At 39.0% G+C, this 24,445-nt stretch carries 16 protein-coding genes; 7 read left to right on the top strand and 9 right to left on the bottom strand.

Going from position 1 to position 24,445, the window contains the following annotated elements:
• Positions 1–218: 218 nt before the first annotated feature.
• The 4 genes from PL_RS04095 to PL_RS04080 all read right to left on the bottom strand — a co-directional run bounded on the left by PL_RS04095 (position 219) and on the right by PL_RS04080 (position 6,356).
• A complete protein-coding gene (locus PL_RS04095; RefSeq protein ID WP_041884059.1) occupies positions 219–1,565 on the bottom strand; it encodes a RagB/SusD family nutrient uptake outer membrane protein in 1,347 nt (448 codons plus the stop codon).
• Positions 1,566–1,583: 18 nt separating this feature from the next.
• Entirely contained in the window at positions 1,584–4,631 is a 3,048-nt protein-coding gene (locus PL_RS04090) for a SusC/RagA family TonB-linked outer membrane protein (RefSeq protein ID WP_041884057.1), read from the bottom strand.
• Positions 4,632–4,999: 368 nt separating this feature from the next.
• Positions 5,000–5,623, bottom strand: a complete 624-nt coding sequence (locus PL_RS04085; RefSeq protein WP_041884055.1) for a chloramphenicol acetyltransferase — start codon at positions 5,621–5,623, stop codon at positions 5,000–5,002.
• A 28-nt stretch (positions 5,624–5,651) separates the two neighbouring features.
• Positions 5,652–6,356: an HAD family hydrolase gene (locus PL_RS04080; RefSeq protein ID WP_235324600.1), complete on the bottom strand. Its 705-nt coding sequence runs from the start codon at positions 6,354–6,356 to the stop codon at positions 5,652–5,654.
• Between the two features lie 75 nt (positions 6,357–6,431).
• Here PL_RS04080 and PL_RS04075 point away from each other — a divergent pair, with 75 nt between their 5' ends.
• The gene (locus tag PL_RS04075) at positions 6,432–7,001 is read left to right on the top strand and encodes a Crp/Fnr family transcriptional regulator (RefSeq protein WP_041884053.1); all 570 of its coding nucleotides are present in this window, start codon (positions 6,432–6,434) and stop codon (positions 6,999–7,001) included.
• 7 nt (positions 7,002–7,008) lie between these two features.
• Here PL_RS04075 and PL_RS04070 read toward each other — a convergent pair whose 3' ends face one another.
• Positions 7,009–7,986: a hypothetical protein gene (locus PL_RS04070; RefSeq protein ID WP_041884051.1), complete on the bottom strand. Its 978-nt coding sequence runs from the start codon at positions 7,984–7,986 to the stop codon at positions 7,009–7,011.
• Between the two features lie 83 nt (positions 7,987–8,069).
• Positions 8,070–9,473: an alpha-amylase gene (locus tag PL_RS04065; RefSeq protein WP_052496439.1), complete on the bottom strand. Its 1,404-nt coding sequence runs from the start codon at positions 9,471–9,473 to the stop codon at positions 8,070–8,072.
• Positions 9,474–9,700: 227 nt separating this feature from the next.
• Between PL_RS04065 and PL_RS04060 the strand changes: the two genes are divergently transcribed.
• Positions 9,701–10,378, top strand: coding sequence for a flavin reductase family protein (locus PL_RS04060; protein WP_041884049.1), 678 nt, complete (start codon positions 9,701–9,703; stop codon positions 10,376–10,378).
• 95 nt (positions 10,379–10,473) lie between these two features.
• Here the strand turns inward: PL_RS04060 and PL_RS04055 are convergent, their stop codons facing one another.
• On the bottom strand, positions 10,474–10,650 hold the full coding sequence (locus PL_RS04055) for a DUF6496 domain-containing protein (protein WP_162836346.1): 177 nt from the start codon (positions 10,648–10,650) through the stop codon (positions 10,474–10,476).
• A gap of 239 nt (positions 10,651–10,889) precedes the next feature.
• Between PL_RS04055 and PL_RS04050 the strand changes: the two genes are divergently transcribed.
• The 5 genes from PL_RS04050 to PL_RS04030 all read left to right on the top strand — a co-directional run bounded on the left by PL_RS04050 (position 10,890) and on the right by PL_RS04030 (position 21,310).
• Positions 10,890–12,071 (top strand): ROK family transcriptional regulator, encoded by a 1,182-nt coding sequence (locus tag PL_RS04050; protein ID WP_041884048.1) that lies wholly within the window; start codon positions 10,890–10,892, stop codon positions 12,069–12,071.
• Positions 12,072–12,158: 87 nt separating this feature from the next.
• Positions 12,159–15,434 carry a SusC/RagA family TonB-linked outer membrane protein gene (locus PL_RS04045; RefSeq protein WP_348621062.1) on the top strand — a complete coding sequence of 1,092 codons (3,276 nt, stop codon included), beginning with the start codon at positions 12,159–12,161 and terminating at the stop codon, positions 15,432–15,434.
• Between the two features lie 18 nt (positions 15,435–15,452).
• Positions 15,453–17,048: a SusD/RagB family nutrient-binding outer membrane lipoprotein gene (locus PL_RS04040; protein WP_041884047.1), complete on the top strand. Its 1,596-nt coding sequence runs from the start codon at positions 15,453–15,455 to the stop codon at positions 17,046–17,048.
• A gap of 79 nt (positions 17,049–17,127) precedes the next feature.
• On the top strand, positions 17,128–18,561 hold the full coding sequence (locus PL_RS04035) for an alpha-L-fucosidase (RefSeq protein ID WP_041884045.1): 1,434 nt from the start codon (positions 17,128–17,130) through the stop codon (positions 18,559–18,561).
• Positions 18,562–18,604: 43 nt separating this feature from the next.
• Positions 18,605–21,310 (top strand): glycoside hydrolase family 3 N-terminal domain-containing protein, encoded by a 2,706-nt coding sequence (locus PL_RS04030; protein ID WP_235324597.1) that lies wholly within the window; start codon positions 18,605–18,607, stop codon positions 21,308–21,310.
• A gap of 71 nt (positions 21,311–21,381) precedes the next feature.
• Here the strand turns inward: PL_RS04030 and PL_RS04025 are convergent, their stop codons facing one another.
• Both PL_RS04025 and PL_RS04020 read right to left on the bottom strand, forming a co-directional pair.
• Entirely contained in the window at positions 21,382–22,908 is a 1,527-nt protein-coding gene (locus PL_RS04025) for a S41 family peptidase (protein WP_052496438.1), read from the bottom strand.
• Between the two features lie 9 nt (positions 22,909–22,917).
• Positions 22,918–24,444, bottom strand: coding sequence for a thiol-activated cytolysin family protein (locus tag PL_RS04020; RefSeq protein WP_041884043.1), 1,527 nt, complete (start codon positions 24,442–24,444; stop codon positions 22,918–22,920).
• Between the last annotated feature and the right edge of the window lies 1 nt (position 24,445).

Raw genomic sequence — 24,445 nt, 5'->3', positions numbered from 1 at the left:
TTATATCGCCTTATTATTGAAACTTATGCTTGATGATTTGTGGTTTTATCTCTGTTTTTTGTTTTTTCTGGATTGTTTTTGTGGCGATATGAGGATTTGCGGTTTTTTTTCGAGACAATTTAAAAGTAGAATTGTAAAGAACTGAGATTCTGGCGTAAATTCTTTTAAATAGTAGCAAAATACGACCCGCTTATAGCGGATCGTATAATTAACTCAGTTTAATAACCTGGATTTTGAACTACGTCCGGATCAGAAAGTATATCTGAATAAGGAATAGGGAATAACCAGTAATTTGTATTAGTCAATCCCAACACTTTGCCAGCTTGTTTTGTTCTTACAAGATCAAACCAGCGATGTGCTTCAAAAGCAAACTCAATACTGTTTTCTTCTGCAATTGCCTGTAATATTTCTGCTTGTGTACCCGAAGTGAGTGGCGTTGCACCAGCTCTTTTGCGTATAATATTAAGATCCGTCAATGCTCCGCTCAGATCATTCAGCTGTGCTTTTGCTTCTGCGCGGATCAGATAAAGCTCAGCAATTCTAATCAGATATGAAGGATCTATGCTGACCCCGGTAGTATTATATAATACCCCATAAACACTATTTCCAGTACCATCTATGAGACTTTTTCTTGATCCGCCAACTGCCGGGTTATTTATTTTACTGATTAGTGAGGCCGATGGTTTCAACGTATATGAACCACCCATAGAACTTGGATACCATACTGACCAATAGCCGTTTTGATCATTTGCTGAGAAAGTCAGTTCAAATACAGATTCAGTACTTAAAAATGGTGCAGTGAAAAAAGTTTTATAATTGCTGACCAGTGCAAATTTGGGTTTGTCTATCACTTGTGTAGCATACGTTACCGCATCAGCCCAGTTTTCGCGATATAAATTTAACCTTGCGCGTAAAGCCTTTGTTGTACTTTTTTGTGCTCTGTTTCTGGTATTTGAATCATCCTCTGGTAACAGTTGTTCAGCCTGTACGAGATCGGCAAGAACCTGATCATAAGTTTGGGATAATGTACTTCTTTTGATACCTTTTATTCCATTAATATCTGCCGTTGGTTTAAGTTGTAACTGTACGCCTCCCCAGCCTCTGGCCAGATCAAAATAACTTAGTGCCCTGATAAAATAAGCTTCTCCAAGAATTTTGTTTTTTTCTGTCTGATTTAACAGCGGGTCTGTTACAGCTGGTAAACCGGCAATTACGCTGTTCGCTGAATTGATTGTGCTATATATCTTTTGATAAACAGATACAGTAATCACATTATCAGCAGGAATTGCATTCTGATCGAGCTGAAGGTATTCACTTAAGGTGCCATTAAAACCAACATTATCTGCTGTAATTGTTCCTAAGGTAATATAGTCTGCACTATAATAACTTTGCAGTCCGTCATAAGCTCCTAAAATAGCAGCTCTTGCTGTTCCCGCATCGGTAATTGCAGTAGTTGAGGGAATTGCATTGTTGGGTTTTTCTTCCAGATATTTCTTGCAGGAGCCCAATAGCAAAGACAGAATCAGGAGAGAGGTTGCAGTGATATATTTATTCTGATATTTCATATTGATCGTTTTAAAAAATTAAAATGTTACACTTATGCCAGCCTGTATTGTTCTGGGCTGAGGTACCGTAGCCCAGTCATAGCCAGCAGTATTCTGATCTGCACTTTGTGAACTTACTTCCGGGTCTAATCCTTTGTATTTAGTGAAAGTGAGCAGGTTTGTGCCTGATACATAAATTCTCGCTTTACTTATTCCCCATTTGTTAGTGATTAAAGACGGAATAGAATAGCCCAGGGTAATATTTTTGAGTCTGATGAATGAGCCATCTTCCAGATAGCGGGTACTCAGCCTGGCTACATTGCCACCATAGTTATTGGCAGAACCTCCATTCGTTGCAGGATCACCACTGTAAGTAGTCAGTCTTGGAATATCAGTTATGTCACCTGGTTTTTGCCATCTTTCCAATTGTCTGGGATCAAAGCCAATATTATTCTGTGTTCCTCCATGAACAAGAAAGAAATCATGCATATTTATAATCTTATTTCCCTGCTGAAAGTAAAAGAAGAAGTTAAAATCAAAGTTTTTATAAGTCAGGGTATTGGTTAAACCACCCGTATATTTAGGGATCGCACTGCCAACAATCTGCCTGTCTGCTGTATTGATCTGACCATCGTTGTTGACATCTTCATATACCGCATTACCAGTATTCGGATCAACATATAACTGTTTGTAGAGCTGAAAAGAATTCACGGCATAACCTTCTCTCAGTATCGAAATATTTCTTCCCGAAGCTCCTAATGTAATGTCAGAGGCTAATTTTTCGATTTTGTTGGTGTTTTGAGAGACATTGAAATCAGTTGTCCAGCTAAAGTTCTTTGTTTCAATATTGACCGAATGAATACTTAATTCCAGACCTTTGTTTCTTACGGCTCCAAAGTTTTGTAATTGTGAGCTAAAACCTGAACGACTTGGCACAGGGACATTTAATAATAAATTATAGGTGTATTTATTGTAATAATCGAATGTGAAACTCAATCTGTTTTTTAAAATTGAAAATTCTGTTCCCAGATCTATCTGACGGGTAGTTTCCCAGGTCAGATCCGGATTGGCCAGCTGGGCAGGGGCTGTCCCGGCATTTTCAAGATAATTGTAACCTGCTTTCCAAAGGCCAAGGGCTGCATAATCACCAATTCCATTCTGATTACCAGATAAACCAGCACTTGCTCTGAATTTCAGTTCATTAAAGATTCCCAGTTTGGAAATAAACTCTTCCTGTCCGGCTCTCCAGGTCAATCCTCCTGACGGAAAATATCCCCATTGCTTGTTTTTTCCAAATTTAGAAGAAGCATCGGCTCTCAGACTTCCGTCGATAGTATATTTCTGATTGAAAGTATAACTCGCCTTACCAAAAAAAGAAACCAGTTTATTTTGTGAGCGATAAGAGGAACCTGAGCGGATTGCTGCATCCTGTATAGCAGTTAATGCATTGGTTGCAAATCCGGTTCCTGTAGCACTGGTTCCCTGTGCAAGATTAGTGCTTAACGTATTCCCGATTAATGCATTAATATTATGTTTTTTATCTTCTCCAAATGATTTAATATAAGTTAAAACCTGTTCATTGGTTAATACCAGGTTCTTGCTTTCATACGAAGATGCTGATCCGTTAGAAGCGATACCTGCACTGATTAATGTATTGCTGTAATTGTTTTCATAAGCGCTGTTATTATCAATACTCCAGCTGCTTCTCAGTTTCAATTCCGGTAATATTGTATATTCAGCAAATAAATTACCTATTGTCCGCCAACCCACGGCAGAATTATTCAGGTTTTCGATCAGGGCAATATGATTGTCGAAACTTCCGTATCTGGCAAAAGTACCGTCGGTATTATATACAGGAAGATAGGATCTTGGAAATATTGCAGAATTAATTACACCTGTTGCATTGTTGTCATTACTGCTCACATTTCTGAAAGTGCGTGTGAAATTGAAACTGGTTCCTACTTTCAGTTTATCTGTGAGGTTATTATCATAATTAAATCTGCCAGTATATCTTTCAAAGCCGGAAGGCTTAACAATAGATTCCTGTTTTAGATAACTTAAGCCTGTATAATAAGTACTGTTTGCAGAGCCACCTTGTGCCGAGATTTCATAATTTGAAGTTCTGGCAGTTCTGAATAAATCGCTTATTCTGTCATAGGTTGGCAGTGCAGAAGGATTTGGAAAAGGTAGTGTTATTGTGGCTGGGTCGGTACCCCGGTCTTTTGCTGTGTTAATTACAGCTTCATTGGCTAGTTCAGCTGTTTGAGGACCAGTGGCGGTTTTAAACTTTTTGTTCGCATCAGACCAGCCCTGGAAGGTGCTTAAATTAATTTTTGCTTTAGTATTCAGCTTTCCGCGTCTGGTAGTTACCAATACCACACCGTTAGCTCCCAGTGAGCCATAAATAGCTGTTGAATTCGCATCCTTTAAGATTACCAGAGATTCAATATCTGCCGGATTAATATCTGATAATGGATTAGAGCCGGCCTGATTACCCAGGCTCGTTGTGATCGGATCCTTACTGTTTACAAACACTCCGTCTATTACATATAAAGGTTCAACAGAAGCATTTATAGAGTTGTTCCCCCTGATACGAAAGGTAACTCCTCCGCCTGGTACGCCGGAGTCTGAGGATACCTGTACACCGGTTGATTTGCCTTGTAACAGCTGGTTGAAGCTGGATCCTGCAATATCTTTCAGCTGATCACCTTTTATAGTGGATATAGATCCGGAGATAAATTTTCGTTCCTGAGTACCATAACCGGTTACAACCACTTCGCTGAGTTGCTGAAGATCCGGAACAAGCTGTACAGTTACTGCAATAGCACCCGTTTTAACACTTTGGGAAAGATAACCTATATAACTGAAATCAAGGAATTTTTCATCTCCTGATAACGTAAGTGTAAATTCTCCCTGTGCATTGGTTACTGTGCCGGTGTTTTTGTTGTGTAAACGGACGCTTACTCCTGGAATTGGCTGATGATCAGTCTGATCGACAACTTTGCCGGTAATTGTTTTATTCTGCGCAAATGTCTTTACAGACAGCAGAATCAACAGCGAAAAGAGCTGTAGTAATTTTAATTTCATAATTAAAGATTGAAAAGATGGAGGCATACCATTCCCAGGTCCCTGAAATTGGAACTATTGGAAAAAGCCGGAAATAAATAATTAGTTAAATGACGGTGTTATACCGGAACTGGCAGATTATGCCATTGAACAACATCGCATGGATGGCATTCGCATAGCATAGATTAACTCATTTGAATTAGAGCAGATCAGAGGCAATTGAGATTCAGTTCTTGTTGCTGAGGAATTCATTTTATAATTGGCATTTGTGTTTGATGCCACAAATATACAATGTTTAAATTAAATACTACTATTTAAGTAGTATTTAATTTATTTGTTACAATTATTGCTTCAGTTATTATGAAGGGGGATAATTCATTGGATAGTCTTTATTCATTCATGAATTCCTGAAATTTTTCAATGAACATTCCCACCTGATGGCCGTCCATTAAAGCATGATGTACATGAACAGAAACACTCATTATCTTTTTTGTTTTTGTTTCTGTCAGTTTTCCAAAAGAAATTTTTGGTGAGCTGTCTTCAGATGAATAACTTCTGGCATGTGAAAGGGAAGAAAAATCTATCCAGGGCAGGGCAGAATAATGAATAACACTTTCACTGGTTACTGCAGGAAAAAGTCCGGTACTTTCTGATACCCTTTGGATTTCCTGTTTTGCCATTTTATCAAACTGATGATGATCTTTATAGAAGTCCATATAAGAGAAACCAAAAGTCCCGTTTGGGCGATTAATTGTTGCTGAAGCATTAACCTGATCATGAACGACTACTTTGTCTCCTTTTATACGGTATCTGAATTCTTCGACTGTATTGGCTGCTCTGAGCGATTGATATAAATAGTAAAGGAAAAAGGATCTGTCTGATTCTTTAACCCTGTAATAAGCTTTTGTACAGTCAATTTTTACAGTTACCCCAAAGAAAGGCTCCTCAAATTTCCTGAAAAAATGAAAATGTTCTTTTCTTTTCCACTGGTCTATGTCTAACTCTTTTTCCATTTTGTTATAGATTGTAAATCTTATTGTCTTAGCTGTTTGGTTGTAATATCCGGATGATTTCGGTCATGGTATTCAACGGCATAAAGTTTGGATGTTCTAAGTTATCTGTAACCTGTTCATGTGCCCAGGTTGTATGAAAAGGAATATGAGCTGCATAACCACCCAGCTCCAGTACGGGTAAAATGTCAGATTTGACAGAGTTGCCCAGCATTAAAAAATTCTCAGGGCGGCAATCCAGGTGTTTAATCAGTTTCTGATAATCACCAGTCTGTTTATCACTCATAATTTCAATATGATGAAAATAGTTTTGTAATCCCGATTTTTTAAGTTTTCTCTCCTGGTCCAGCAGGTCTCCTTTAGTGGCCACTACTAATCTGAAATCTTTCTTCAGGTGTTTTAAAACTTTTTCCACGCCATCCAGTAAGATTACCGGTTGCAGTAAAAGTGTTTGTCCCAGTTCCATAATTTTATCTACCATTGCCATTGAGGCTTTGCCATCAGATATACGGCTTAAAGTCTCTATCATGCAGAGCATAAATCCTTTAACTCCATAGCCGTAAAGAGACAGATTACTCATTTCGGTTTTGAATAATTCTTTAGATAGTTCATCCGATGGCATATATTCTCCCAGTAAATGGCAGAATGCCTGTTCAGTTTCCTGGAAATAAGGTTCATTTACCCAAAGGGTATCATCTGCATCGAAGGCTATTACCTGAATTTGATTTCTGATCATTACTTTTGTTTTGAATGCCTGCAAAAGTAAAGCATTATATTTCTGGAAAAAGGACATTTGTCCCGCTTTGTAACTATGTTAAGAACCAACATCAACTTATTAGCATTCATTGAAAAGCTTTATGCTGCTCAGGAAAGAAAAGATAATATTATTCTGAGAACTTTTGGTAAAGGTGAGCGGCTGCTTGAACAGGACATTAAAATTGATAAAGTATTTATCATCAGGGAAGGGGTGACGAAATGTTATCTGACCGAAGAAAATGATAAAGATTATATATTTGAATTATTAGGTAAAGGGGAAATTACAGGAGAGACCGAGGCACTTAAAAACAGAGCATGTCTGTGTACCATAGAGGCAATCAGTCCGGTAACCGCCTATTGTATGTCATCAGCCTTTTTCCTTTCCTTAATTGATAATAATCTGGATTTTAATAAAATATTGCTGCACGTATTAACTGATCGTATCCTGAATACCAGTAGCCGATCTTCGTTTCAGCAGTTATATCCTCTGGAATATGGCTTATCTAAATTACTGCAGTTGCAGGAAAAAGAACAGATTACTCTTACCAGAGATGATATGGCTGCTTATCTGGGAATTACAATCAGAAGTTTAAACAGAACATTGAAACAGCTGAAAAAAGAATGAGATTGTGTTAAAGTGTAAGCTTTATCAATTCGACATTGTCTTTAAACAAAGGTGTGCCGTTACTGAATTCAAAAACCCTGTTAAATGATAATACAGCTTTGTTATCCGGATTTTTAAAATATTTTTTAAGATGAATCAGAACTCTGTCGCCTTTATCTATCAGATTCTTTTCCTGCGAACCGGATATCTTTATGACTTTAACGTTCGTTAAATCCGTGGATGATTCACCCGTATATCCAAAGCCAAGATGATCCGGATTAATCCTGACTGGAAAATCAGCATGATTAACTATAAACAGTTTTGCATTTAAGGTATCCTTTTCACAGTAACTGCTTAATCTGATATTTATACCAGAAACAGCAATTTCCTGGTCACTGAGGAAGACAAATGGTGATTGTTTAAGCTGTTTTAAGTTTGAAAGATAGAGTTTTTGTTTTGCTGTAAAATCAGTTTTTGTATTAAACTTGTAGCTCGTTGCGGGAATTTTATACTTTGTAAGATAAGTTTTATACTCAGGTTCAGTCAGTTTAGCCGGTATAGTTAGCATTGATGGAGAACTATCCTGATCAGATTTAGTGTTAATTAACAGATTGTATCCGGATTTAAAATATCCATTTCTGCCACTGAGCTGAAATTCTCTAAGATCATTTAAAGGATGGAATTTTAAAGAGATGGCTTTATTTTCTCCTGGTTTCAAAACTATTGAGCCCATATTTCCGGTTTCAGGTATTGATCTTATTCCTTCAGGTGTAGATAATTCTATATCATTTATAGTAAGAAGATCATTGCCCGGGTTTTTAAGTTCCAGATCTGCCTGTAATGCCTGATTCCTAATATTTGCAGTAAGATTTAATGCAGCTTCCAGCTGAACGGATTGCTGATTTGCTGCAGTATAATTTAAGTCTCCTTTAACCTTTTTTGTTTCAGTCTGATTTTTACAGGAAAAAATGGTGGTTAGTAAAATTAATAGAAGGGATACTCTCATGTTTTAATTAATAAATAATTGGGACAAAGAGTTGAAGAGGTTCAGCCCCTTCAACTTATAAGTTTAAATGGATATAGATTTTACTACAAACCGGTAACTGACCAGATAGAATAAGCATGTGGTGGTGCTTGAATCAATACCCGGCCATCAGCTGCTACAGTCTGCACCCAGTTGGATATTCCGGTGTATTCTTTTATTTTCTGATTTGCCCAGTTAGAAGTTACCCATTGCTGCTGCCAGTTATCAGTACCATTGAAATATACAATTAATCCAGGCATTTCATTATATCCGTTTCTGCGGTCGATATACTGGTCTGATGCTGAAAATAAATTGGTTGTTGTCCCGCCAGCCAGCATTTTGTGTATCCAGATCAGATTGGTAAGTCTGTTTTTGTCCAGCAGATTTTCATAATCTTTGTAAAATACACAGGGATATCCTTCATGTGTCATAATATAGGCATAGGCGGAATATTTGTTAGAAGTAATATCGGTGTCGTGATTAGCTACAAAGGTAACCGCTTTAGCTGCATTTCTTTTTAATAACATATCATCATTCAGCCTTGTCAGGTTATTATTATCAAAGGCTTCATGCATTGAATAAAAACAGGCAAAATCAAAAGCAGAAGAGGTCTGTTCGGTCGCATTTACCCAGTTTTGCAGATTCGCGGCATTTCCATCCCATTCTTCACCAACGGCAAAAACCGCACCTGGTCCGCCGACACTGTTAACGAAGTTTTTGACAACCCATGCACCATAACCTTTGACATAATCAAAACGAAACCCGTCAAAATGGATGTTGTTTTTATATAATTTTGACATACTATACGAAGCATTGTATATCCAGTTAGATACATTTGCTTTTTTATGACACAGATCAGGAAAACCGGCAAAAGCACCTTCATCTGCAGTCTCTATATCATTTGGATGGAAATCGACGTAAGTCCGGTTAAATTTTCCGGAAAGAGGAGTGTATTTGGTGTAAGTGTTTGTACCGGTATATGGGTTGGCTTCCAGACTTCCTCCGCTGCAATGATTAAGCACCATATCTGCATATACTTTGATACTGTTATTATGCGCAGTAGTGATCAGTTTACTCAGACTGGTTGAATCACCAAAACGGGTAATTGTGGTACCCATTTGATTATAACTGCCAAAATCAAAGTAATCATATGGATCATAACCCATACTTGTTCCTCCGCCCTGAGCTTTAGTTGCCGGGGGAAGCCATATAGCGCCAATTCCAGCTGCTTTCCATGAAGGAATTTTGTCATTGATTACATTCCACCAGGAGCCCTGAGGTACATCCCAGTAAAAAGCCTGCATCATTACATCTCCTCCGGAACCTGTAGCAGCATCGGCTTTAATCTGTTTGTTGAGACCCGATGAGGGGAGGTCAGTAATTCCTGTTTTTTTGCATGAAGAGAAAGAGAGAAATAGCCCCATAATCAGAGCGGTCCTCACCGATAGGTAAGCTGTTTTTTTGTTCATAGATTTGGTTGTTTATTTGGTTTAGTGTTTTGTTGACGATGTATCTCCCGACAGATCGCTAATGGTCGGGAACGTTCCCGTTATGAAATTACTACTAATTACCTGAATTAGAAACAGGATGCTCATAACTCCTGAAAATTCTGGTTGAAATTTAATTTAAACTCCGCAAGAACCGGGTTTGGCGATTGGCAGATTCAGCATAGTTTTATTATTTAAATAATCAAATTATGCATAGCGTAAGTGAGCCAGAAATTTTATATTTCGGAACCCCTGTAGTTTTGATCAGTACATGTAATGAAGATGATTCTTATAACCTTGCACCGATATCATCTGTCTTCTGGCTGGGCTGGAGGTGTGTAATTGGAATAGCCGGATCTTCACAAACTACAAAAAATATGATACGTACGGGTCAGTGTGTACTCAATCTGCCATCTGTAAATGAAGTTGCCGCAGTTAACCTTCTTGCCCGCACTACAGGAGCTAACCCGGTTCCGGAAAGTAAAATAAAGAAAGGTTACCATTATGAAGCAGATAAATTTAAACTGGCAGGTCTGACTGCAATTTCCTCTGATACGGTTTTACCCCCCGGAGTTAAAGAATGTCCGGTCCGGATGGAAGCCATTGTAGAAGCTGTTCATAGTCTTTGTGAAGATGACCCGCTTAGAAAAGGTAATATATATACTATTGAACTGCGTATTCAGTGTGTGCATCTGGATGATGGTATAATAATGGATGGAAAACCAAACCGCGTTGATCCCGATAAGTGGAAGCCCTTGATCATGAGCTTTCAGCAATTCTATAGTCTTGGAGAGCGTGTCCACGAATCAACACTGTCTGATATTGATGAGGCTGAATATCATAGTGCTGATCTGGATAGGGCTATGAATTTGAATTCTCTTTCCTAATAATAATATGTTTATTGTAAAATAATGCCGGGGCAGATACTGGTTTACCGGATAAGCTGTCTGCAAATAATCTGGTAAACTTTTATAATTTCTGTCTAAGACTTCTTCTGCGGGACTTTTGCTCCTGCCTTTCTCGCTTCCGATAAGCCAATGGCAACAGCCTGTTTTTTGGAAGTTACTTTTTGTCCGCTGCCCGATTTTAATTTTCCTTTTTTCATCTCATGTAAGGTGGCTTCCACCTTTTCTGAAGCTTTTTTAGAATATTTTGTCATAATCATCAAATTTATCCAACGGTTTAAAAATTATTTGTTTTATGAATTCTTGTGTGTAACAAACCTGTTGTGTAATGGTTTTCAGGAAATAAAATAAACGATTTATAACAAGTGTAATCAGCAAATGAAAGAATGTTTTTGTAGCTCGTATACTTATTAAAAAAAATAATAAGTTTTGCTGTTGTTTAAAATTAAATTATTAAGTTTGGTAAAGGCAACTAAACCAGTCTATTAAAACCATGAAGAATCGCGGACTCCTGAGAGTTGATATTATTAAGCAGCTTTATTATAAAAATCCGCTTTCCCTTACTGAGTTAAGTAAACTAACTCATAAGAGTTTACCTCTGGTTACCAAAGTTGTCAATGAACTGGTTGATGAAGGCTATGTGCAGGAGCAGGGACTTGGTCCGTCTACCGGTGGCAGGAGAGCTTCATTATTTCTGCTGAATCTTGAAAAACAAAGATATGTTGTTTCTGTAGCGACAGATCAGTTCACGGCGCGTATGATTATTTATGATCTTGCCAATAATATTATCCATCCTGTTGAAATGATGGAACTTGATCTTGCTGATGATCCTGAAGCAGTTGATAAGCTGGTTTCATTTATCCATAAAAACATCATAGCCTCTGGTCTTGATCAGAAAAACCTTTTGGGTGTGGGTATAGGTATGCCAGGTTTTATCAGTTCAGAAGAAGGTGCAAACTACTCCAATTTAAAAACGAATGATGGTTCTCATTTGGGTAAATATTTAAGGGATAAGTTGAAACTTCCGGTATATATGGATAACGATTCACGTCTGATTGCTAATGCAGAGCTATATTTTGGAGCTGCAGTAGGGATGAAGGATGTCATGGTTGTGAATATTGGCTGGGGTACAGGTCTGGGCATGATCATTAACGGTCAGTTATACAGAGGAAACAGTGGCTATGCCGGTGAATTTAGTCATATCCCTCTGTCAACCAATACCGGCGTGCTATGTTCCTGCGGTAAACGGGGCTGTCTGGAAGTAGAAACTTCTTTATTGGTGATGACGCAAAAAGCCAAAGCTGAGATTGAGGCAGGGGCAGCCAGCAGTATGACTGAGCTATTTAAAGATGAAGGCAGAAATGTCGGAGAAATGTTTCTGGAAGCCGCGCGCAATCACGATCCTCTGGCCGTTTCCATTCTTTCTGAGGCAGCTTTTCATATAGGCAAAGGAGTTGCTACATTAATTCACATTATGAATCCTGAATGTATAGTATTAAGCGGACGCGGTGCCGCGGCAGGTAAAATACTTCTTCCGCCTATACAACAGGCCATCAATGAATTTTGTATTCCCAGAATTGCCGCTCAAACCTCAGTCGTATTATCTGAATTAGCTGCAGATGCAGAATTGCTGGCATCCGCAAGTTTAGTTATTGAACATAGTCTTTTTGAATAATATGACATCAAGACATCCTTTGAATTCACACCATTATCAATAATAAAAACAAAACTAAATCGAATTATTAACTAAACCACACCAAACATGAGAAAAATTTACTTAAAGTATTTAAGTGTTTTTCTGTTAACGTTGTTGACAGTAAATGCTTTTGCACAGAAGACCCTGACCGGGACGGTAAGGGATGCTTCGGGCCCCTTGCCTGGGGTTAGTGTTTCGTTAAAAGGCAAATCTAAAGTTACCCAGACAGATGCCGGCGGAAAGTTTTCAATTCCGGTAAGCCCTAATGATGTTTTATCTTTTTCTGCTGTAGGTTATGCCAAACAGGAGATCACCATTGGCAATCAGACATCTTTAAATGTTATCCTGGTTGAAAGTGAGAATAGTTTAAACGAAGTAGTGGTAACCACCGCACTGGGAATTAAGCGTCAGGAGAAATCTCTGGGTTATGCAGTAAGTACAGTGACAGCTAAACAATTAACTGAAGCAGGTAATACAAACTTTGCATCGGCATTATATGGTAAAGCAGCTGGGGTGAAAATCACTACAGCACCAGGGGGTGCAAGCAGTGCTGTAAACGTGCAGATTCGTGGTATCAATTCAATCAGCTATAATCAGCAGCCTTTATATGTTGTTGATGGAGTAATGATTAGAAATGATGGTCAGAACGGAGCTAAAGGTGCTAATAATAATGATTTCTGGGGTGATCAGCGTATCAGAGGAAATGGTATCCTGGATATTAATCCTGCCGATATTGAAAGTCTGACTGTCTTAAAAGGGGCTAGTGCTTCAGCTTTATACGGTTCGGATGCAGGTAGCGGTGTTGTAGTTATCACAACTAAAAAAGGTTCAAAAGCCAGAGGTCTGGGAATAGATTTTAACTATCAGGGATCAGTGGATAAAGTTGCCTTTCTTCCTAATTTTCAAAATATATATGGACCAGGTTATGACAGAGAGACTAATTTTGCTAATAGCCCTGAACCTAAACGTGATGATGGTTGGTTTGTTGACAAAGATTCACCAAGTGGCCTGAGACCTTATTTCAGATCTTATGCAAACTTTGGCCCGAAGATGGAAGGTCAGCAGGTTAAATGGTGGGATGGTTCAATCCGTTCTTATTCTCCACAGCCAGATAATTACAAAGACGTATATCAAACCGGTTATACTTCAAACGCTAACGTGGCCATATCTAATCAAAGTGATGCTATCAATTATCGTTTTTCAGCGTCACGTTTGGATTACAAAGGTACACAGCCTGGAAATACAGGTTCAAAGAACTCTTTTAATTTAAACTCTACCATTAAACTTGCACCAAAACTTTCTGCGGATGTAATTGTGAGTTATGTAAACACAATCACAAAGAACAGACCTTATCAGTTAGGCCAGGTTTTAGGTTCATTTGGTGGTTTCTTCAGTCGTGCTGAAGATATGAACCTGATGAAACAAAAATTCCAGACCAGTAATGGTTATAAATATGCTCAGTTTAATCAGTTAGACCGTCCTGAGCCATTCGTTTATAATATCAGAGCAACTAATTTGCTGGACTTTTACTGGCAGCAGTTAAAAAATGAATACGTTGAAAATGAAAACAGGTTATTGTCAAGTTTCACTTTAAACTATGACGTTGCTAAAAATGTAAAATTCAGAGGACGTATTGGTAACGATTACACGGGTGCCAGAACAGAAAACCGTCAGTTTACTGAGGTTCCGATTGGATTGAATGGGAATACAAGTACCGGTGGATACACTACTACACAAGGGCAGTATGCAATTCTTTACGGAGATGCATTATTGACTTACTCTAATAAAATTGGTAAAGATCTGAGCGTATCCGTAAGTGGTGGTTATCAGGCCAGAAATGAGACTTATAAAGATCAGCAATCCAATACTAAAGATGGATTAGTGTCTGAAAACTGGTTTGCCATCAGTAACTCTTTCGGCATTGCAGAAACTTCTGATATAAGAAAACAACAGTTAAAATATGCTTATCTGGGTATTCTGAATTTAGGTTATAAAGACTTCCTGTTCTTAGAAGGTACAGCCCGTCAGGAATATGCGTCTACATTGCCTCCTCAGAATAATAAATACTCTTATTATTCCTTAAATGGTGGTTTTGTTTTCAGTGATCTGATTAAAATGCCAAAATTCTGGAACTATGGTAAATTAAGAGCTTCTTATGGAGTTGTGGGTAATGCGCCACCTTTATATGAATCAAATATTGTTTATACACAAACCTCTCTTCAAACTATAAACGGATCAGTTCCATCATTGGTAACCGCTAATGCTTATGGAAATAATACTTTAATGCCAGAAAAGAAACATGAAGCAGAAATTGGTCTGGAAACCCGCTTTTTAGAAGGTCGTCTTGGTTTAGATGTGAGTTACTATAATAACCGTGTTAAAAACCAGATTGTACCCTTGCAGGTAAGTTCAACCGTGGGTGCAACCAGTCAGATTGTAAACGTGGGTGAAATTGGAAGTAAAGGGTTTGAAGTTGCTTTAAATGCAACACCAGTAAAGGGCAGTAAATTCCGTTGGGATACCCGTTTAAACTTCTCTTCTAATAAATCCAGAGTAATTTCACTGATGGAAGGAATGTCAGAGCTGAATTTCTATCCTTCAGATCAGGCTACCGCTAAAATTGTAGCAAAAGCAGGAGAAGAGCTTGGTAATATTTATATGCGCCCGAGAGCAACAGATGCAAAAGGAAATTATATTATCAACGATGACGGATTATATGTGATGGATAATAGTACCTATGTAAAAGCTGGTAACATTATGCCAAAAGTAGTTGGTGGTTTTTCCAATACAGTAAGTTATGGTAATCTTTCACTTGATTTCACTATTGACGGCCGTTTTGGTGGTAAAATGTTAGCACCGAATTTAAAATATATGCGTGGAGCAGGTATGCTGGAAAACTCTATGGAATTCAGAGATGCTGAACACGGTGGAGTTGCCTATACTGAAAATGGTAAAAGCTATAATGACGGTGTATTGCTGCAGGGAGTTAATCAGACAACAGGTCAGCCCAATACAAAAGTGATTTCAGCTGCAAGTTACTATATGAACACCTATAACTGGGGTGAAGGTACTTTAACGGATGGTGAGATCTTTGATAACAGCTATATCAAAATGAGAGAAGTAGTATTGAGTTATAAAATACCTGCATCATTTACCAGCAAACTTAAGATCAATAACCTTAGAGTATCACTTATCGGCCGTAATTTATTCTATATCTGGCGTACGCTGAAAGATCTTGATCCTGAAGCACCGCTAGGAAACAAATGGTGGTCACAAGGAGTTGATGTGGGTTCATCAGCAGCATCAAGAAACTATGGTTTTTCTATAAGCGCGAATTTCTAATCGCATTAATCAGGAATTATGAAAAAGTTAATTATAAATATAAGTTTTGTTTTAGTAGCAGTAACCTCATTGGTGAGTTGCAAAAAAGCAATAGAAGAAAAATTCTATAACCCGGAAAAGGCGCAGAATGCCAGTCTTTCCGGTCTTTTTACAGCAATGCTGAATAACGACAGAATTGCAGCCAAATATTGGAATGTACGTACTTTTTTATGTCAGATGCCTGGCGTATATGCACAGACTTCTTATTTTCCAAATGCGAATTCTGTTTATCAGCAAAGTGATGGCTATTCTCAAAACTATTGGGATGACTTTTATGCTACAGGAGGTAACGGAAGTGGCAGTATGGCACAATACCGCTCAATGGAAGCAAAATTTAAAACACTAACAGATGGTGAAAAAACAGCACAGGGAGCATTGATGCAGGCTGCAAAGGTTGTTTTGATAGAACAGGCTGCGAAGATGGTCGATTTATGGGGTGATATTCCTTATTCAGAAACAGGAAGCCTGGAAACGAGTAGTGTGATTAAAAATCCAAAGTTTGATGAGCAAAAAGCCTTGTATACCAGTTTCATTAGTGATCTGGCTGCTGCCGCCGCTTATTTTAAAGCAAATCCTACTAATAAAGATTTTGCTAAAGCAGATATTTTGCTGAAAGGTGATGTTAATCAATGGGCACGCTATGCAAACTCTTTACGGTTAAGATTACTGATGCGCATTTCAAAAGTTGACGAAGGAACTGCCAGAACAGCTGTACTGGATATGTTAAACAATGCGGCGGCTTTCCCATTGATCGATGGCGGGAATAGCGCTTCATACAATCCGGGTACTTCAGATGTATTATTACAACCTCTGACTAATAGCACCAGTGATTTAAGTGCTGCATTTACAGAAGGTAGCTGGTATGCTACAGACTATATGTTAAATACAGTCATGCTGCCAGCAAATGATCCGCGCATTCCGGTAATTTATGATAAATATGGAAGAACAGTGGCAGGTAAATTTGTTCCTAATAAAACATACAAAGCAATGCCGGTTACAATGAGCGGCGCAGATCAGGAGACAAAGTTTGCAGATTATTCAGTACTTGATTCTGCTACTTTTCTTTATAATCAGAAATTGCCGGGTATAGTGATCACAGCCTCTGAAGTAAACCTTTTAAAGGCTGAGGCTTTTGAAAGATGGGGTAGTTCTGCCAGTGCTCAGACCTCTTATGAAACCGCATTAAAACAGTCTGTAACTTTTTATTATTATTTGAATAACTTGAACAAAGGTGGCGGATATGTTAATCTTCCGGTTCCGGCATCTGCCGATGTGGATGCCTGGGTAAATTCATCTGCTGCTGCATATACAGGTTCTCAGACAAATAAGCTGACCAATATCTATATCCAGAAATGGACGCATTTAGGAGTCCTTCAGTCTAATGAAGCGTGGTCTGAGTACAGAAGAACAGGTTTTCCAGTTTTAACTTTCCCTTCAGATGGTAAGCTGTCTGGTTTTGAAACTCCTCCAACCAGGTTAGTATATCCGGCTAAAGAGAAGACTTTGAATTCAGAAAACTATCAGGCAGTTCAAGCCAAAGATACCCGTAAAACGAAGATCTTCTGGCAACAATAAGCTGATCTTGATAATTGAAATATTTTGTAATATCCTGTCCCGGTTAGATTTTTAGCCGGGACATTTTTATATTCAGAGAATGAAACGAAAAATTATAGTTGCGGCTTTGCTGGTTTGTGCTTTTTGCAGGTTATCAGCACAGGAAAATGGTGTTCATCAGCAATCAACGGTTTATGAATGGCCGTCTGATCCGATGGTAAAACAAAAACTTGATAAGTGGCAGGATAAGAAATTTGGTATGATTGTACACTGGGGCTTATACGCTGTTCCCGGTATAATTGAGTCCTGGTCAATCTGTTCCGAAGACTGGATAGATCGTGACAGTACAAAAACCTATGAAGAGTATAAGAAATGGTACTGGGATTTGAATAAAAGTTTTAACCCGGTAAAATTTAATCCGGAACAATGGGCCAGAGCAGGTAAAAGTGCCGGAATGAAATACCTCGTATTTACCACCAAGCACCATGATGGCTTTGCGATGTTTGATACCCAGGAATCCGATTTTAGTATTGCTAAAGGTCCTTTTGCAGATAATCCCAAAGCAGACGTTGCAAAATATGTTTTTGATGCCTTTAGAAAAGAAGGCTTTATGATCGGCGCTTATTTTTCAAAACCAGACTGGCATTCACCCTATTACTGGTGGTCTAAATATGCAACTCCGGACCGTAATAATAATTATGATATCAAAAAGAACCCATGGAGATGGAATCAGTTTAAAGGATTTGCCTATAACCAGATAGAAGAACTCATGACCCGTTATGGCAGTATTGATATTTTGTGGCTGGATGGTGGCTGGGTAAGACCGCTGGAAACCGTCAATGCAGAAGTCCTGTCCTGGGGTGCAAATATTCCGAAATGGAGCCAGGATATAGATATGCCTAAAATTGCCCGTATGGCAAGGAAAGCGCAACCAGGTTTACTGATGGTAGACAGAACAGTGCACGGACCATATGAGAATTACCAGACACCAGAACAAAAAATACCAGATACCCAGTTAGATCATCCCTGGGAAAGCTGTATGACCCTTGGCGGTGCATGGGGATTTGTCAATAACGATCAATATAAACCTGCCAGTGTTGTCATTCAGAAACTGGTCGAGATCGTGGCCAAAGGCGGTAGTTTACTTTTAGGCGTAGGACCGAATGCCGAAGGTACACTGCCAGCCGAAGTTATTACCAGGCTAAACGATATTGGTAAATGGACTTCAAAAAATGGCAGGGCGATTTACAATACCAGAATTACCAAAAACTACCATAGCGGACAAACCTGGTTCACGCAAAGTAAAGATGGCAAAACACGGTATGCAATCTATTGCCGAAATGTTGGAGAGAATCCGGCAGGTGCTATTAGCTGGACAGGAAATGTACCCGGAAAGGGGACTGTGGTCACACTGGTTTCCAGTGGCGAAAAATTAAAATGGAATACTGTAAATGGCAAAACAACAGTAGAGTTACCCACTAATCTTATGGGGGCCGAAGCTGCATTAGCTTTTGCATTTACTCCTGCTAACTAGTGTTTTACAATTCTTATCTTCTATAACGCTTAAAATGTGATTGATGAAATATATAATTACTAAAGTTATTTTATTGCCGGTTTTCTTTGTCATGCTCAGTCATGCAGCAAGCGCAAATGATACAGTTAATGTAGCCGTGAAAAAAAACAGGATTGCTGCTCCTCTTTATAAAAACCCAGCTGCAGCTATAGAAAAAAGAGTAGCTGATCTGTTGTCAAGAATGACTCCCGAAGAAAAATTCTGGCAGCTTTTTATGATTCCCGGTGACCTGGACGGGGTTGATAAAAACCGGTATAAAAACGGTATTTTCGGTTTACAGGTTAGTGCTGTTTCTCAAGGTGGTGGTGGCGCAGGGCAGATGCTGAGTTATAATACTCAGGAAAATGCATATACCCTTGCCAAAAAAATCAATGCTATACAGCAATATTTTGTCAAAGAAACACGTCTGGGGATTCCTATTATTGCATTTGACGAAGCTCTTCATGGATTAGTCAGACAGGGAGCTACAGCTTTTCCTCAGTCTATCGGGCTTGCAGCCAGCTTTAATACAGCCTTAATGGGGCAGGTAGCCGGAACAATTGCTCAGGAAACTAAAGTCAGAGGGATAAGAGATATTTTAACCCCGGTAATTAATATTGCAGCAGATGTGCGCTGGGGACGTACCGAAGAAACCTATGGCGAAGACCCATTTCTTTCTGCTCAGATGGGGCTGGCCTTTGTCAGTGCCTTTGAAAATCAGAATATCATTACCACGCCCAAACATTTTGTAGCCAATGTTGGCGATGGCGGACGGGATAGCTATCCCATACATTATAACGATCGTTTGATGGAAGAGATTTATCTTCCTCCATTTAAAACGGCTATACAACAAGGTAAAAGCCGGTCATTGATGACTGCCTATAACACTGTCAATGGAACTCCGGCAACCTCAAACGAATACCTGCTGACGCAGAAATTAAAAAATGAATGGGGTTTTAAAGGCTTTGTAATTTCGGATGCAGGAGCTGTTGGCGGTGCAAATGTATTACACTATACCGCCAGTGGTTATGCCGATGCTACGAGACAGGCCATAACAGCAGGTCTGGACGTGATTTTTCAAACCGATTACGCTCATTATAAATTGTTTATTACCCCGTTTCTGGATGGTTCAATCCCACAAAAACGAATAGACGATGCCGTTTCAAGAGTTTTGAGAGCCAAATTTGAGCTGGGTCTTTTTGAAAAACCTTATGTTTCAGAAGAAGAAGCTCAAAAAGCTTTAAACGATCAGAGTCATAAAGCTATCGCAAAGCAAGCCGCTTTACAATCCTTTGTGCTGTTGAAAAATGAGAAATCTGTTTTACCACTCAAAAATGTAAAGAACATACTGGTCGTAGGAGAAGATGCCATTGAAGCCCGTTTAGGAGGTTATAGCGGAACCGGTAACGGCAAGATCAATATCGTTGACGGACTGAAAAAACGAGGCGGTGAGCACGTTAATGTTACTTATAGTAAAGGGAGCAGCCGTAACCCGGTTTTATATGTGCCAGTCAATAAAGAATTCTTAAAAGCAGACACTGCACAAGGGCTTTTTGGTGAATATTTTGATAATCTTACATTAAGTGGTAAACCCGTTTTTCAAAGAACAGATCAAAACATAGATTTCCTGTGGACACTTTCTTCTCCGGATAAACGTCTGGCCAAAGATCAATATGCAGTCAGATGGAAGGGAGATCTTAAAGTGCCGGAGTCAGGAACCTATCAGATTGGTCTGGAAGGTAATGACGGTTATCGTCTGTATCTGGATGATCAGTTATTAATTGATCAATGGGAGAAAAGATCCTATCATACACAGTTAGTCCCGTTTTCTTTTGATCAGACTAAGAAATACGCTGTTCGTATTGAATTTAAAGAAACCAAAGGTAATGCACACCTTAAATTTATCTGGAACTACGGCACCCCTGATCATCAGGCTAAAGAACTGGCGGACGCAGTGAAACTTGCTGAAAAAGCAGATGTGATTGTCGTTGCAGCAGGCATAAAAGAAGGTGAATTTCAGGACCGTGCTATGCTGAATTTGCCCGGTAATCAGGAACAGCTTATTCAGGCAATGGAAAAATCAGGGAAACCAGTAGTGGTTTTGCTGGTTGGTGGCAGTGCGATCACGATGGACAGCTGGTTTAACCAGGCTGCTGCAGTTTTAAATATCTGGTATCCGGGTGAAGAGGGTGGTCATGCAGTTGCAGAAACTTTGTTTGGAGATTATAATCCTGCGGGCCGTTTACCAGTTACTTATCCTGTTCATGAGTCGCAATTGCCTCTGGTCTATAATCATAAGCCTACAGGCAGGGGAGATGACTACAATAATCTGAGCGGAGAACCACTTTTCCCTTTTGGTTTCGGATTGAGTTATACAAAATTTGAGTATAAAGATCTTAAACTGAGTAAAAAAGAGATTGCCGGTACTGAGTCAGTGAAAGCCAGCTTTACCCTGCAGAATACAGGTAATTATGATGGCGATGAAGTTGTGCAGCTGTATATCCGTGATATGCTCAGCAGCGTGGCAAGACCTGTTTTAGAGCTGAAAGGATTTCAAAGAGTCCGCTTAAAAGCAGGAGAGACCAAACAACTTTCCTTTGCTATTACACCAGATATGCTAAAGATGCTGGATGCAAGGATGAAAACAGTTACAGAACCCGGTGATTTTAGAATCATGATAGGTTCTTCGAGTAAAGAACTAGTATTAAAAGATACTTTAACTGTTAAATAGTACGACGATATCAAAAGGGCCTTCTTTTATTATAAAAGAAGGCTCTTTGTTTATCCATCAGGAAATGCACTTTAAAATTTTCTGATCTTTATAGCTGATCTGTCTTTAATCAGTCCAACAGGAGCATCAGACTCTACTTTGATCTCAACTTTGCTGAAGCCGTTATCCGATGCTTTTCTGACAGACTCAGATCTGGCAAATCCGGATGGGAAAATAAGACTCATTGAAGCTTTTATTCCAGGCTCATTAGTGTCACCAAAACTAAATCTTGCATCATCGTCAGCAGTTACATCAGCAGTTATTCCATCAAAATAAGCCCCCTGGTCCCTGGCATTCAAATTTTGAAACATGGAATAATAAATTACATATTTATTGATCTTAAGGCCAAAAAAACCAATAGGTTTACCATAAGTCTTAACCTGCTGTTTACCATTGGCAGAAACACCAACCAGTTTTACATCAAGATAAGGTTTCAGGCAGTTGATCAGCAGTTCACTTGCCGAAGCTGTTTCTGCACTGACGATGAAAACAACTCTTTTTAATGATTTTATCCCAGCTTTCTTATCAAAATAATAAGTATTGGTTTTTAAAGAATAATCCCCGTCTGCCATCGTTGCAGGGCGATCGCCGATATAATATAAAGGACGCCCGTTGTCATCAGTTAAGATCTGTTTTTTGAGTAATTCTGTCTGATTATTCTGCATGATAGCATTATACTTTTCTTTACGCATAACCTGCTGATCAAAAGCCTGTGGAATCAGCAGATTCGCAAAATAATCAGCAGTTGAAATATATCCGCCCGGATTATAACGCAGGTCAACAATCAGTTCAGAAATATTTTCATTAACAAACCGGTTAAAGACCTCATCTAATTGCTGGTCCCGTCCATTTGGACTGCTAAATCTCAAATAGCTGAGATAACCCGTTTTTACACCGTTATAATTGAATATGGTGTCTTTAGCAACAGGCTGGGCAACAAACTCCTTTCTGAGTAATATATAAGTTTTTTCAGACAGCAAATCAGTTTTATCAATCGTGATGTTGACCTGAGCACTATTCAGTAAAGAGCTGATATATTGGTAAAAAGCTGCTCCGGTTGCTACCGGAGTATTATTTATTCTGATTACCTTCATTCCGCGGTTAAGCCCTGCTTTTGCAGCCGGAGAACCCGGAATTGCATATTCTATCCGGATATCATTTTCTTTAACGGCTACAAAGGTCACTCCAAATCCTGTATTCAGCTTACCATTAGCAGGAAGATTTTCAATAACACTCTCCTGACCAGTCACAGTTGAATATTTTGCTGTTTTCGGGTTTTCTGCATTGAATTCAAATGGCTTCTGCGTTTCCGGATTGACAGCATACTGGCTGATATCAAATAATTCCTGAACCACACTGCTGTATTTTCCAGGGTTGAATACCTGGTAAGAAGGCAGTTGATCATTCCAGAAATAAACCTCCTTTGCATAATTAAAAACAGAGTCCCTGATCAGCAACTCTTCCGGGCTTTGTTTCTCGACATTAAGCGGTTCAGATTTCTTACAGCTGGTCAGTGCCAGCAGTAGAAAAGGGAATATATAATATTTGTTATCAAACATATTTTTTGCTTATAAAACCAGTGTGCCACCGTTATAAAGATCACTTTTGATTAATTTGAAAGCCCGGGGCTGTGTTGGATTAAGTTCGGTCAGATCAACATAAGTTTTATGATCTCTGTTAAACTCTGAACCACGGCTTGAATTATCAGCCCTTGGTGGGCCTGGCCATGTTTCCAGATACTTGAATTCTATTTTAGCTGGAGCAATAATAGGGACAGTTAACGCTTCATCTGCAAAAAAGCATAACCTGGCCATGTCTTTTCCTGGTTTATACTCTTTGATTCTTCTGAAAGCAGCCCAGACTTTTTCTACAGGTGCATCAATTCTGAAATTGTTGTTAATGACTTTATTGTCCTTCAGAGATTTCATTTTAAACGATACTGGTACTCCCGGAGATTGCGCAGTGAAAGAAGAACCTCTTTTCACAAAACCCAATAGCTCATCAAGACTGTAAATTCTCTTCACAGCTTCAGCACCATCAGGACCAATAAAATAGATCTTCATCGTTGAATTATTGATGATTGATATTTCAGCAGAGGTCATGTCAGACGTCCCTGAAACCAGTCCGCCCAACACAGAAAAAGCCTTTTTGAACGTACTGTTTACCAGTTGCTGATTTTCTTCACTTTCAATAACCAGTACACCAGTAGAACCGTAGGTAATATTGCTGATATAAGCCGGCCAGTAACCATCAACTGCATTTAAATCCAGATTTTCATAAAGTTCGCCTTTGACAGGAACATCCATATCCAGAGAAAAATTCTTTTGTACAAATTTGGCCACAAGTCCTGATTTTCCGGCAATTTTAAGTACCCCGTTGGTACTGGTTGAACCAGAACCATAGAATAATGCATTGACTTTGACATTAGAACCAAATACAGTTCTCAGCTCATCGTAATAAGTGAACTCCTGCAAACTATAACTGTATGCTGCTTTTTGTGTGCCGGCCAGGCCATTATCCTGCAGTAATTTAGTGTAAAACTGTGTGGCCGATAATTCATTGGGATTAAATACACCCGCAACATTCTTTCCAGGAAAAGATACAGAAGCACTTACCGGTCTTGATTCATACTGTCCCAGTCTCTCTGATAACGGAGTCATATCAAGCGTGGAAATGGTATTTCCCCTGATCAGATTGCCCAGATAAAAGTTGTCTTTTTGTCCCAGCCACTCAGGTAACATGGTAAACTCATCCGCATAACCGATAAAGGTTCTGCCTGCCAGGTCACCGATCCACATGCTGTCCGTTTTGATATGTACCGCACCAATTGTCCGGTCATTCCAGGAACCATCAAACATTAACTTATCAGGAACCTCGAGGTCACTGGTTTTTGCAGAATTCAGCTGTGATTTAATAAAAGAAGCTTCCTGCAGCCAGCTGTTAAAGGCATTCAGTGAGCCACTGTTAATGCTAATCGAACTGCCTTCAGGAGATTTGAGGCTAATATTCTGGTCCGAATTTTTAATTTTTGCCGGTTGCTTCTGACAAGAGGCGAAAACAATAAGGAATAAAAACAGGGTAGATAATAATTTCATA

The organism is Pedobacter lusitanus (assembly GCF_040026395.1).
GTDB lineage: Bacteria > Bacteroidota > Bacteroidia > Sphingobacteriales > Sphingobacteriaceae > Pedobacter > Pedobacter lusitanus.
The sequence above is the reverse complement of the archived record's forward strand: the minus strand, read 5'-3'. Positions and strand labels throughout refer to the sequence as shown.

Bases quoted from the DNA above. Each gene is read 5' to 3' on its own strand.
- PL_RS04075 (WP_041884053.1), top strand. From the start codon at position 6,432: ATGTTAAGAACCAACATCAACTTATTAGCATTCATTGAAAAGCTTTAT.
- PL_RS04050 (WP_041884048.1), top strand. From the start codon at position 10,890: ATGAAGAATCGCGGACTCCTGAGAGTTGATATTATTAAGCAGCTTTAT.
- PL_RS04020 (WP_041884043.1), bottom strand. From the start codon at position 24,444: ATGAAATTATTATCTACCCTGTTTTTATTCCTTATTGTTTTCGCCTCT.
- PL_RS04040 (WP_041884047.1), top strand. From the start codon at position 15,453: ATGAAAAAGTTAATTATAAATATAAGTTTTGTTTTAGTAGCAGTAACC.
- PL_RS04085 (WP_041884055.1), bottom strand. From the start codon at position 5,623: ATGGAAAAAGAGTTAGACATAGACCAGTGGAAAAGAAAAGAACATTTT.
- PL_RS04030 (WP_235324597.1), top strand. From the start codon at position 18,605: ATGAAATATATAATTACTAAAGTTATTTTATTGCCGGTTTTCTTTGTC.
- PL_RS04090 (WP_041884057.1), bottom strand. From the start codon at position 4,631: ATGAAATTAAAATTACTACAGCTCTTTTCGCTGTTGATTCTGCTGTCT.
- PL_RS04070 (WP_041884051.1), bottom strand. From the start codon at position 7,986: ATGAGAGTATCCCTTCTATTAATTTTACTAACCACCATTTTTTCCTGT.
- PL_RS04095 (WP_041884059.1), bottom strand. From the start codon at position 1,565: ATGAAATATCAGAATAAATATATCACTGCAACCTCTCTCCTGATTCTG.
- PL_RS04055 (WP_162836346.1), bottom strand. From the start codon at position 10,650: ATGACAAAATATTCTAAAAAAGCTTCAGAAAAGGTGGAAGCCACCTTA.
- PL_RS04045 (WP_348621062.1), top strand. From the start codon at position 12,159: ATGAGAAAAATTTACTTAAAGTATTTAAGTGTTTTTCTGTTAACGTTG.
- PL_RS04035 (WP_041884045.1), top strand. From the start codon at position 17,128: ATGAAACGAAAAATTATAGTTGCGGCTTTGCTGGTTTGTGCTTTTTGC.
- PL_RS04060 (WP_041884049.1), top strand. From the start codon at position 9,701: ATGCATAGCGTAAGTGAGCCAGAAATTTTATATTTCGGAACCCCTGTA.
- PL_RS04065 (WP_052496439.1), bottom strand. From the start codon at position 9,473: ATGAACAAAAAAACAGCTTACCTATCGGTGAGGACCGCTCTGATTATG.
- PL_RS04080 (WP_235324600.1), bottom strand. From the start codon at position 6,356: ATGATCAGAAATCAAATTCAGGTAATAGCCTTCGATGCAGATGATACC.
- PL_RS04025 (WP_052496438.1), bottom strand. From the start codon at position 22,908: ATGTTTGATAACAAATATTATATATTCCCTTTTCTACTGCTGGCACTG.